This is a genomic window from Lentzea sp. NPDC006480 (genome assembly GCF_040611995.1).
In the GTDB taxonomy this organism is placed as follows: Bacteria; Actinomycetota; Actinomycetes; order Mycobacteriales; family Pseudonocardiaceae; genus Lentzea.
On record NZ_JBEXPJ010000028.1, the window covers coordinates 60,596 to 72,357 of the forward strand.

Sequence of the window (11,762 nt, forward strand, 5' to 3'; positions counted from 1 at the left end):
TCGTCATGACCACCGCCGACAACGGTTTCGCCGACCTGGGGCTCAGGCCCGACATCCTCAACGCCCTCACGACCCTGGGCTACGAGGAGCCGACGCCGATCCAGAGTGAAGCGATCCCGCCGCTGCTCGCGGGCAACGACCTGCTCGGGCAGGCCGCCACGGGCACGGGCAAGACGGCGGCGTTCGCGTTGCCCCTGCTCGAACGCATCGCCGACCGGATCGGCAAGGGCGAGAAGCCGCTCGCCCTCGTGCTCGCGCCGACTCGTGAGCTGGCGGTGCAGGTGTCCGAAGCGGTGCACCGCTACGGCCGGCACATGGGCGCGCGCGTGCTGCCCATCTACGGCGGCCAGCCCATCGGCCGCCAGCTGCGCGAGCTGTCCCGCGGCGTCGACGTGGTGGTCGCGACCCCGGGCCGCGCGATCGACCACCTGCAGCGCGGCACGTTGCAGCTGGGCGACCTGCGGATGGTCGTGCTCGACGAGGCCGACGAGATGCTCGACATGGGCTTCGCGGAGGACATCGACGCGATCCTCGCCGAGGCGCCGGCCGAACGGCAGACCGTGCTGTTCTCGGCCACCATGCCGCCGCGGATCAACCGCATGGCCAAGAGCCACCTGCGCGAGCCGGTGCTGATCCAGATCGAGCGCGAGAAGACCGAGCCGGGCGAGGCCCCGCGCGTCCGGCAGACCGCGTACCTGGTGCGCCGCGAGCACAAGCCCGCCGCGCTCGGCCGCGTCCTGGACGTCGAGGCGCCGACCGCCGCGGTCGTCTTCTGCCGCACGCGCGACGAGGTCGACCAGCTCACCGAGACCCTGAACGGCCGCGGCTACCGCGCCGAGTCGCTGCACGGCGGCATCAGCCAGGAGCAGCGCGACCGGGTGATGGCCCGCCTGCGCGGCGGCACGGCCGATCTGCTGGTGGCCACCGACGTCGCGGCCCGCGGCCTCGACATCGAGCAGCTCACGCACGTCGTCAACTACAACGTGCCGTCCGCCCCCGAGGCGTACACGCACCGCATCGGCCGCGTGGGCCGCGCCGGCCGTGAGGGCGTCGCGATCACCCTCGTCGAGCCGCGCGAGAACTCGATGCTCAAGACCATCGAGCGCGTCACCAAGACCAAGATCCCGATGGAGAAGGTCCCGACGGTCGCCGACCTGCGCGCCCGCCAGCTGGAGCTGACCCGCTCGTCGCTGCAGGAGTCGTTGATGGAGGACGACCTCAGCCGCTTCCGCGTGGTCGTCGAGACCCTGGCCGACGAGTTCGACGTCATGGACATCGCGCTCGCCGCCGTGAAGCTCGCCCACGAGGCCTCGGGTGCCGCGGCCGACGAGGAGGAGATCCCGGAGGTCCGCCCGCGCGAGGACCGCCCGCGCCGCGACGGTGCCCCGGCCGGCCCCCGCCGCGAACGCCGCGGTCCGTCCGAAGGCATGACGAGGCTGTTCCTGGGCGCGGGCCGCTCGTCCGGCATCCGCCCGCAGGACATCGTCGGCGCCATCACCGGCGAGACGAACCTCAAGGGCCGCGACATCGGCGCGATCGAGATCGCGGACCGGTTCTCGCTGGTCGAGGTGCCGGGCACGTCGGCGAACGACGTGATCGACCAGCTGCGTGACGCCACCATCAAGGGCAAGCGCATCACGATCCGCCGCGAGCGCCAGCCCCGCTGACAGCACGTGGAACGGCCCCCTCCCGCTGCATCGGGAGGGGGCCGTTGTCGTCGGATCATGAAGCGGTACCAGGAGAAGCACTGGCTCTAGGGCTTGCGCGCCTCGACGAGGAACCGGGTCGAGGTGCAGACGAACTCGCCGTGCTCCTGGATGTGCTCGTGCATGTCCAGGAGCCGATCGCGATACCCCTCCACGGTGAACCCGGGCACGGTCCACAACACCTTGCGCAGGAAGTGAACGACCGCGCCGACGTCGAAGAACGCCACACGCAACTCCACCGGTTCCAACCGCAGCACCTCCAGCCCGGCGGCTTCAGCCTCCGCCCGCGCCCGTGAGGTGCTGCGAGCGTCGCTCACCGGCTGCGGACCCATCATGAAATCCGTGAGCCCGCGGTTCGTCCCAGCACCGATCTGCTGCGACAAGTAAGTCCCACCGGACCGCAGCACCCGCGCGATCTCCACCCACGGCGTCACCACCGGGTGCCGACTGATGACCAGGTCGAACGCCGACGAGCGGAACGGCAGCGGCCCGTCGTCCGGCGCCCGCACGACCAGCGGCAGGTTCCGGGACGCCACGAGCGCGTTGGGCGGCCATGACTCGGTGGCGGCCATCAGGCGCGGCAGGACAGGCGCGGACGCGGTCACCTCGCCTCCGCCGGTCTGCAGGTCCAAAGCGGACTCCACCACCGCGAGCCGTTGCCCGATCAACGACGCGTAGCCCCACGGCGGGCGTTCCTCGGTGGCACGGCCCGCGAACCAGGAGAAGTCCCAGCCCTCCAGCGGTACCGCCGCCCCCTCCACCACCAGGTCTTCGAAGCTCCCCATGAGCCCAACCTAATGGCGGCACCTGCCCGCGGCTGCGAGACGCCGCGTCCCTGGATCGTCTCGCGCACAACTGGGCAGGTGCCGCAGGGGGTTACAACGACCGAACGGCCGTGCGGTTACGCCCGAAGGCGGTAAGCGCGCAGGACCGTTTGGTCGACCGTGTTGCCGTCCGCGTCGGTCGCCACCACGCGTAGCGACACGAAGCCCCCAGCCTTCCCACCAGGGGGAACGAGGGACTTCACCGGCACCCAGTTGGCTCCGTCGTCGAACGAAGCGAACGCGTGAAGCTCACGCACGGTGGCCTTGCCCGCTCCGGACTGACGCGACGCGGTGAACTTCACCGGCATCGGCGCGCCGGCCTTCCAGCTGTTCCGCAGGTCGACCGGCACCGTGTAGTCGACCTCCAGCAACGGCAACCGGCCGTCCGCGGCAGCGGAGAACTCCCACGAGGTGTGCACGTTGGTCGACAACGCCGACGTGTCCCGGGCCGCGTCCAGCACCAGCTGGTAGCGACCATCGCGCACAGGTGCGTAGAACGAGCCCTGCCGGACGTCCGCCCAGCCGACCGACTCGCCGGAGTGCTTCAGCTCGACGGACCCGTAGCCGGAGTACTGCCAGTTCTCCACCCAGCCGGAGCCGCCGAACGGCGAGATCCGGGTGTTGATCATGTCGCCAGTCCGGTCCACGCCACCGCCCTGAGACCAGGTCACCAGGTACGGACGGCCGAACCGGGGCGACGCGACCGCGCGGAGGTTCGTGCGCTCGTAGTGCTGGCCCGCCACGAAGGTCACGGGTTCGAGGTCGGCCCACGACGTGGCGCTGTTGAGGTCGAAGCCCTCCTGGAACCAGTCGCCCGGCGTGAAGTACTCGGTGCGCTGGACGGGTGCCGTGAGCCTCTCGTCCAACGTGCCGAAGCTGCCGTTCAACACCCCGTCCTGCAGCGGGTAGTTCCGCTGGATCACGGAGCCGTCGCCGTTGGACGTGGAGTACCGCGCCTTGACCTCGGCCAGGTCGGAACGACGGATGTGCTTCGTACCAGCAGGCAAGGCGCCCTTGTCCCGCAGGGACAACACGTACGCCACCGGCGATCCGGTGATGGCGCGCAACGTCAGGCGAGCAGGCGTCGTCGCCACGTGGTGTTCCGCCACGGTGATCACCGGGATGGCGGTCTGCCCGGACCCGAACGGCACCGGCCCGGCCCACAGCACCGCGACCGCTCCGGCGTCGGCCATCGCCTGGGCCGCGGCGTTGACGTCCTCGCCGACAGTGCGGATGAGCGCGAGCTTGCCGCGCACATCGCCACCGCGTTCGGCCACGTCGAGCTGGTGGTCGCCGGGCGGCAGGGGCTTGCTGGCCTCGAAGTAGTTCACCGGGAAGCCGCCGACGACCGAGATCAGCGGTTGCCCGCCGTTGAGTCCGGAGTCGTAGGTCAGCTCCGGCAGCTTCCCGCCGAACGAGAGGCTGTACAACGGCACCCGTCCGTCGGTCACCGCCGAGACACCGCTGGTCCTGCCCGGCTTCATCGGCACCTTCAGCTGGGTCTCGCGGTTCCACACGACCGACGAGTCAGGCAGCTGGACGCTGATCTGCTTGCCCTGCCGCGCATCCAGCGTCGCCGTCACGTCGGCGGTGAGTGAGACGCGACCGGCCACCTCGGTCGCGGAAACCGGCGTGTACCACGCGTAGTTCGCGGTCTTCTCGTCGATCCGGCCCAGCACCGCGTAGTCGGCGACCGGCAACCGGGCCGAGCCGGTGCCGTTCTCGACGATGAGCCCGGTGGACTCCTGCGTGGACATGTTGACCAGCACGAAGAACTCGTCCGCCACGGGCTTGCCGTCGCGTCCGGTGACCGACAACGTCAGCGTGTGCCGCTCCTCCTGCACGTACGCGCCGACCGAGGTCGTGACCGAGACACCCTCGGCGGAAGCCGTGACGTGCCCGAAGAACGTGCCGTTGCCCTTGCGCGGATCCAGCACGACGTCCACCGACGCGGACCCGGCGGCAGGAACGACCACGGACGCCGGAACGGTGAAGCCGACACCGAGATCATGCCGCAGTGACAAGGAAACCGGCGACGAGCCGTCGTTGCGGTAGGTGATCGTCTTCGTGAACGTGCGGGTGTGCGGGAACTCCAGCAACCCGAACGACAGGCTGCCGGCGTCCGCACGCACCTGCTGGGTCACCGCACGCCCGACGTCGAGCAGGCCGGTGCCGACGTTCGCGGACGTGTCGGCGATCGGCTTCACCGTCGCCATCAGGTGCGCCTTCAGCTCGGCCGCGGTCCAGGAGGGGTTGCGCTGCGCCAGGATCGCGGCCGCGCCCGCCACGTGCGGTGCCGCCATCGACGTGCCGGTCAGCCGCGCGTGCAGGTCGTCGACGTAGTGGTCCCACAACGTGTTCTCGGCGCGCGCGGCCACGATGTCCGTGCCCGGCGCCGCGATGTCCGGCTTCACCGCGTAGTCCCCGAGCCGCGGGCCGCGCGACGACCCCTGCTCCAGGGTGCCGGACTTCAGCAGGTTCGCCACGGCGAGCGCCGAGTCGGCCGACGCGGGTGACGACACCTTGCGCCGTTCGCCCGCGTTGCCCGCCGCCACGACGAACAGCGCGCCCGTCTCGGCGGTGAGCTGGTTGACCTTGAGCGACAACGGGTCCGTGCCGTCGGACTGGTCACCGCCCAGCGACATGTTCACGACCTTGGCGCCGACTTCGCGCGCGGCCCAGTCCATGCCGGCCAGGATCGCGCTGTCCAGGCACCACTGCGCCTCGCACACCCGGCCGACCGCGAGCTTCGCGCCCTTCGCGACACCCGAGTACTTCACGCCGCGCCCGGCGATCGTGGACGCGACGTGCGTGCCGTGGCCGACGTTGTCCTGGATGCCCGCCGGCGTGAAGTCCTTCGACACCGCCACGACGTCCTTGAGCTCCGGGTGGTTCTGGTCGTAGCCGGTGTCGAGCACCGCGACCGTGACGCCGCTGCCGTCGAACCCGGCCTGCCACGCCTGCGGCGCGCCGACCATCGGCACGCTCTGGTCCAGCAGGATCTCCGACTTGCCGTCGAGCCACAGCTTTCCGGCGCCGCGAGAGTTGGCCCTGCCCTTCCAGCGCTGCCCGGCATCTTTCTTCGGAACCGCGGCCGCCGCGCGCAAAGCGTTGTCCAGCACCGGAATCCGGTCGATCTTGTCGTCGGTGTAGCCGAACTCGTGCAACGCGGTGACGTCGAAGAAGCGCTTGTCGACGCGATCCTGCGCCACCGCGGCGACGGCATCCGCGGGCACGACGTACTGGTGGTCGTCCCGCACGTACTGGGCGAACCGCATGCCGGGCCGCCCCTCGACCCCGACGAGCTCGCCCCGCTCGTTCACGACGACCTTGTCACCGCTGATCAGCGTGATGGTCCTGGTCGTCGTGAGCTGAGGTCGTGGCGGTTCCGCGTGCGCCGCCGGGCCGAGCAGCCCGGCGGCGAGCACCGCGACGGATAAACCAGCTACAAGGCGCACTTGTCCTCCCCTGGATGTGAACCTCTCACCCAGAAGACTCCAAACCTCGCAAGAAGGTTGCCTCGTCAGGCGCCGCGATAGGTGCCGAAACTCCAGCGGTTGCCCTCGGGATCGGCCACGGTGAAGCCGCGCGAGCCGTAGTCCTCATCGCGCAGCCCGCGGATCTCCGTGGCTCCGTGCGCCATGCACTGCGCGTGGATCTCGTCCGGCCGATCGGTCACCACGTACACGGACGCGGCGCCGACGTGGGTCGCCGTGACCTCGCCGACCGAGCGCTTGGCGGACCCGAGCATCACGCCGCCGCCCTCGGGCCAGACCAGCTCGCAGTGCACGACCTCGCCGTCGGCCTCGCCCGGCACGACGAGATGTTCCTTGAACCCGAACGCTTCCACGAGGAACCGGATCGCGGCCGGGGCGTCGGAGTAGGACAGTCCGGGCCAACAGGTAGGTGCAGGTGTAGTCATGCGAGCTACCTTGCGCCCTGACCGTCCTCGCTGCCTTGTACGAATGGAAGCTCGGCCGCGATCCACTCCGTCGGAGTCCCGCCGCACAGCGCCCGCCAGTCCCGGTTGAAGTGAGCCTGGTCGGTGTATCCGCAGGCCACGGCCACTTCGGTGAGCGTCGGCCGGACCTCGCCGCGCAGCATCCGGTTGGCCCGCTCGAACCGCATCACCCGGCCCATGACCTTGGGCGTCAACCCGTACTCGGCCGCGAATCGCGCGCTCAGGTGCTGCCGGCTCCAGCCGACCTCGGCGGCGATCTCCCCCACCGGCGCTCCCGAGGCGAGCCGCTGCCACGCCCACGCCACCTCGACCTGCTGCTTGACCGGCTTGATCAACCGCCCCAGCACCGCGTCCAGCCGCGCGAACCGATCCGCCCAGGTCGTCGCCTCCTGCAGCCGTTCACGCAGTTCGGAGGCCGGAGCGTCCAACGTGTCGAGCCCGACCGTGGTCGCCGCCAGCTCCCCCGCCGGCATGCCGAAGAACGCCCGCATCCCCAACGGCGTGAGCTCGCACTGGACACCGTGCTGGAACCCGTCGTGCGTGATGATGACGGCCTCGTCGTGCAGGCCGCCGCACAGCGTCGCGAACCGGCCTTGCGCCAGGTCGACCGTGCCGTCCATGGTCACGATGAGCGTGAGCGAGCGCGACGGCAGGCCGCGGTGAATGCCGGGCTCGGTGTGCATCCGATACCCGGAGTACCGCGTCACGAACGGCCGCAGCCTCGGATGAGGCAGGCCGATGACGTGCTCGACGTCCACATCGCTGATGCTAAAACAGTTCGCCCAGGACCAGCAGCCCAGCGCCGACGGGCACCAGGTCGACACCGTAGGACGTGATGCTCACGTCCACGTCCGGCATCGCCCGCAGGTACAGGTCCGGCGACCGGAGCACCTTCCGTCCACTCAGGACGATCTGGTCGAGGTCCAGCAGCTGCACCAGGTTCGTGACCGCGGCCGCAAGCACCCGCGCGGCCTCGACACCCGTGGAAGCCGCATGCACCGCCTCGACGCACCCACGCCGTCCGCAAACACACAGCGGCCCGTCGAGCTGAATCGTCGTGTGCCCGAACTCTCCCGCCCCGGACCGTCCTCCCCGATGCACCTCACCGCCGAGCAGCAAGCCGACACCCAGACCGGTGCCGACGAACACCACGGCGGCGTCCTGCAGGGGCCTTCGCCACGCCTCGGCCAGCACGGCGGCATTGGTGTCCTTGTCCACCACGACGGGCAGCCCGAGCCGTTCCTCGGCCAGCGCCTTCAACGGAACGCGCGACCAGCCCGGCAGACCGTTCGGCGACACCACCCCGTCGCGGTGCTCGAGCGGACCGGCGATCCCGATGCCGAGCCCGAGCACCTTCTCGTCGACCGAGATCAACGGCTCCAACGCGGCCAGCACGTCGTCCGGCGTGAACATCGGCGCCAACGGCACCACGGACGCCGACACCACCTCGCCGGTCAGGTCGAGCCGCACCACCCGCAGCTCGTCACGGTCGACGTAAGCCCCGTACGCACCCGCGCCGTCAGCCCGGAGCTGGAGCGCCATCCGCGGCTTGCCACGGCCCCCGTCGCGCACCGCCCCGGTCTCCTCCAGCAGGCCGGCCGACATGAGCCGCGCCACGATCTTCGAGATGGCCTGCGGGGTCAGTTTGGTCTGCGCGGCGATGGACGCCCTGCTCAGAGCCCCTGAGCGGACCAGCCGGAGCACCGTCCGGTCGTTGTGCGAACGCAGCGAGGTGAGGTCCACGTAGCAATTATGCAACAGCGTTGCTTTAATGAGAAGCATGACACGAGTCGGACTGCTGGGCTACGGCATCGCGGGACGGGTCTTCCACGCCCCGCTCATCTCCTCGACCGACGGCATGGACCTCGTCGCGATCGTCACGGCGAACCCGGAGCGGCAGGCGCAGGCCAGTGCCGCGCACCCGGACGCCAAGATCGTGACCGCGGACGAGCTGTTCGAGATGGACCTCGACCTGATCGTCGTCGGCACCCCGAACCGCACCCACGTCGAGTACGCGAAGCGCGCGATCGACAAGGGCGTCGCGGTCGTCGTGGACAAGCCGTTCGCGCCGACGAGTGCCGAGGCGAAGGATCTGGTGGCCTCAGCGCAAGCGAAAGGCGTGCCACTCACCGTCTTCCAGAACCGCCGCTGGGACAGCGACTTCCTCACCGTGCGCAAGATCATCGGCCAATTGGGGGACATCACCCGCCTGGAGTCTCGATACGAGCGGTGGGTGCCGGAGATCTGGGACAACTGGCGCGAGTTCGGGGACAAGGCCGAAGCCGGCGGTCTGCTCTACGACCTCGGCGCGCACCTCGTCGACCAGGCGCTGCAGTTGTTCGGCCCGGTGAAGACCGTCTACGCGGAGCTGGATCTGCGCCGGCCCGGCGTGCAGGTCGACGACGACGTGTTCGTGGCGCTGACGCATGAGAACGGAGTTCGCTCGCACCTGTGGGCCAACGCGCACGCGGCGAACCACGGCCCGAGGTTCCGCGTGCTCGGCAGCGAAGGCGCGTTCGTGATCAGCGGCATGGACGAGCAGGAGGACGCGCTCGACGCGGGCCGCCGTCCGACCGACCCGGACTGGGGCGTGGAAACCCGCACCGGGCAGCTCGGACTCCTCGACGAGACCACGGAAATCCCGGTGGAACCCGGCGCCTACCAGAACTTCTACGCCGAACTGCAGGCCGGACGCATCCCGGTCGACCCGTCGAGCTCGGTCTACGCGCTCGAGGTCATCGAGGCCGCGTTCACGTCCGCGCGCGAGAACCGGGTGGTGGAGCTGTGAGCCTCACCAGCGAAGAACTCCTCGCCCAGGAACGCCGCCTGCAGTTCACCCGCTTCGGCAACGACGTCGCCATCGAGCTCGGCCTGCACCTGCTCGACGCGGCCCGCGAGCAGGGCCTGCCGATCGCGATCTCGGTGCAGCGCAACGGACACCGGCTCTTCCACGCCGCTCTGCCCGGCACCGCGCCGGACAACGACCGCTGGCTCGAACGCAAGGCGCGTGTCGTCGACCTGTTCGGCCACAGTTCGTTCTACGTCGGCACAACGTTCCGCGAGAAGGGCACGACGTTCGAGGCGCAGCCGCACCTGGACCCGGCTCTGTACGCCGCGCACGGCGGCGTCTTCCCGGTGATCCTGCGGGGCACCGGCCCGGTCGGCACGGTCGGAGTGTCCGGTCTGCCGCAGGCCGAGGACCACGAGTTCGTCGTGACTCAGCTGGAATCGTTCCTGAACTCCCGCGCCGCGCAATAGCACGAATAGTCCTCGGTACAAAATCCGGACATCGGTTCCAGGCGGCACCAAGAGGCGCAATGTTGTATTGATACACACTACTTCGAGTGGCTATCTACCCACTCGGAGTGGTGTTGTATAGCAGCCGCACATCGCTCACCAATGCGCTCAAAAGGGTGATCCTACTGAGCCAAACGAGTGTGCTATTCCACTCATATACGAATAGAGACAGGTCACCCGCCTGCCGATACACAGGTCATTGCGTAGTGCACCAGTTGTACGCTCCGTAGCATCGACAGGCGTAAGACACCCACCCGAATGTCGCCTTTTTGGCCTCTTCACAGCCCTCAATCGCGAGAACTAACGTCCGTTCCGGCTTATCGGATTGGTCCATTAGCGCATTGAGATAGGTGGGTGCAGGTTGTGACTGTGACGGATTCTGACCTCAATGAGGGCCGTCAGCAGCTGAGTTTGGGCACGGCCGCCGCACGTAATCTGGCCACGACCACCAAGTCCGTCCCGCAGATGCAGGGAATCACTTCCCGCTGGCTGCTCAAGGTGCTGCCCTGGGTCCAGGCCGCGGGTGGTGCCTACCGCGTCAACCGCCGTCTCACCTACACGTTGGGCGATGGCCGCGTCTCGTTCACCAACACGGGCGCCGAGATCCGCGTCGTCCCGATGGAGCTCACCGAGCTGTCGCTGCTGAAGGGCTTCGACGACGACGCGGTGCTCGCCGCGCTCGCCGGCCGCTTCCAGCAGCGGGAGTTCGGCATCGGCGACCTCATCGTCGAGAAGGGCCGGCCGAAGGACACCGTCGTGCTGATCGCGCACGGCAAGGTCGACAAGATCGGCACCGGCGAGTACGGCGGGGAAACCGTGCTCGGCAACCTGGCCGACGGCGAGTACTTCGGCGAGACCGTGCTGGCCGGGCCGCAGGGCGAGTGGGAGTACACCGCCAAGGCCGTCACCCCGGTCACCGTGCTCACGCTGTCCTGGGCGGACTTCCAGGCCCTCAACGGCGAGGCCGGCGGCCTGCGCGCCCACATCCAGCAGGCCTACAACAGCCGCAACAAGCCGCAGAACGACTTCGGCGAGGCCGAGATCGGCATGGCCGCGGGCCACGACGGCGAACCGGTGCTGCCCGGCACGTTCGTCGACTACGAGCTCTCGCCGCGCGAGTACGAGCTGAGCGTCGCGCAGACCGTGCTGCAGGTCCACACGCGTGTCGCGGACCTCTACAACAACCCGATGGACCAGGTCGAGCAGCAGCTGCGGCTCACGATCGAAGCCCTGCGCGAGCGCCAGGAGCACGAGATCGTCAACAACCGCTCGTTCGGCCTGCTGCACAACGCGGACCTGAAGCAGCGCATCCACACCCGCTCCGGCCCGCCCACCCCGGACGACTTCGACGAGCTGCTGTCGATCGTGTGGAAGGACCCCGGTTACTTCCTCGCCCACCCGCGCACTATCGCGGCGTTCGGCCGTGAGCTCAACAAGCGCGGCATCTACCCGCAGCACATCGACTTCAACGGCCAGCAGGTGCCGGCCTGGCGCGGCATCCCGGTGCTGCCGTGCAACAAGATCCCGGTCTCGGACACCCGCACGTCGTCGGTGATGCTGATCCGCACCGGCGAGCAGAACCAGGGCGTCATCGGCCTGCACCAGACCGGCATCCCGGACGAGTACCAGCCGGGCCTTTCGGTGCGGTTCATGGGGATCAACGACCAGGCGATCATCAACTACCTGGTCAGCGCCTACTACTCGGCCGCCATCATGGTGCCGGACGCGATCGGTGTGCTCGAGCACGTCGAGCTGGGCCGCGAAGGCTGATGACGGCGTCCTTCACCATGCCGGAGTTCTACGTGCCTCACCCGGCACGGATGAACCCGCACCTCGAGCGCGCCCGCGTCCACTCGACACAGTGGGCGCGGGACATGGGCATGCCGCGGTTGATGGCTTGTGTGGCCAACGTGTGGCGTAGTTGGTGGGCGGTGACGTGTCCGATCCCGGCCTCGTGGCCCAGCCTGCTCAACG

The 11,762-nt window shown here is 69.2% G+C and carries 10 protein-coding genes; 5 read left to right on the forward strand and 5 right to left on the reverse strand.

Features of this window, described 5'->3' with window-relative positions:
* Positions 1-5 precede the first annotated feature (5 nt).
* On the forward strand, positions 6-1,667 hold the full coding sequence (locus ABZX92_RS14340; RefSeq protein ID WP_355558253.1) for a DEAD/DEAH box helicase: 1,662 nt from the start codon (positions 6-8) through the stop codon (positions 1,665-1,667).
* 86 nt (positions 1,668-1,753) lie between these two features.
* On the opposite strand, the gene ABZX92_RS14345 is transcribed toward ABZX92_RS14340, so the two are convergent.
* From ABZX92_RS14345 to ABZX92_RS14365, 5 genes are all read right to left on the reverse strand, one after another.
* Positions 1,754-2,491, reverse strand: coding sequence for an SAM-dependent methyltransferase (locus ABZX92_RS14345; protein ID WP_355558255.1), 738 nt, complete (start codon positions 2,489-2,491; stop codon positions 1,754-1,756).
* Positions 2,492-2,607: 116 nt separating this feature from the next.
* A complete protein-coding gene (locus tag ABZX92_RS14350; protein ID WP_355558258.1) occupies positions 2,608-5,958 on the reverse strand; it encodes a S8 family serine peptidase in 3,351 nt (1,116 codons plus the stop codon).
* A 95-nt stretch (positions 5,959-6,053) separates the two neighbouring features.
* Positions 6,054-6,452: a VOC family protein gene (locus tag ABZX92_RS14355; protein WP_355558261.1), complete on the reverse strand. Its 399-nt coding sequence runs from the start codon at positions 6,450-6,452 to the stop codon at positions 6,054-6,056.
* A gap of 5 nt (positions 6,453-6,457) precedes the next feature.
* Entirely contained in the window at positions 6,458-7,249 is a 792-nt protein-coding gene (locus ABZX92_RS14360; protein WP_355558264.1) for a helix-turn-helix domain-containing protein, read from the reverse strand.
* A gap of 10 nt (positions 7,250-7,259) precedes the next feature.
* Positions 7,260-8,234 carry an ROK family transcriptional regulator gene (locus ABZX92_RS14365; protein ID WP_355558267.1) on the reverse strand — a complete coding sequence of 325 codons (975 nt, stop codon included), beginning with the start codon at positions 8,232-8,234 and terminating at the stop codon, positions 7,260-7,262.
* A gap of 37 nt (positions 8,235-8,271) precedes the next feature.
* Between ABZX92_RS14365 and ABZX92_RS14370 the strand changes: the two genes are divergently transcribed.
* The 4 genes from ABZX92_RS14370 to ABZX92_RS14385 form a co-directional block, all read left to right on the forward strand.
* The gene (locus ABZX92_RS14370) at positions 8,272-9,279 is read left to right on the forward strand and encodes a Gfo/Idh/MocA family oxidoreductase (protein WP_355558270.1); all 1,008 of its coding nucleotides are present in this window, start codon (positions 8,272-8,274) and stop codon (positions 9,277-9,279) included.
* On the forward strand, positions 9,276-9,749 hold the full coding sequence (locus ABZX92_RS14375; RefSeq protein WP_355558273.1) for a heme-degrading domain-containing protein: 474 nt from the start codon (positions 9,276-9,278) through the stop codon (positions 9,747-9,749). The genes ABZX92_RS14370 and ABZX92_RS14375 overlap by 4 nt, the downstream gene beginning before the upstream one ends.
* A gap of 402 nt (positions 9,750-10,151) precedes the next feature.
* Positions 10,152-11,558 (forward strand): family 2B encapsulin nanocompartment shell protein, encoded by a 1,407-nt coding sequence (locus tag ABZX92_RS14380; protein ID WP_355558276.1) that lies wholly within the window; start codon positions 10,152-10,154, stop codon positions 11,556-11,558.
* On the forward strand, positions 11,558-11,762 hold a 205-nt coding region (locus ABZX92_RS14385), incomplete at its 3' end, for a hypothetical protein (protein WP_355558279.1). The genes ABZX92_RS14380 and ABZX92_RS14385, both read left to right, overlap by 1 nt.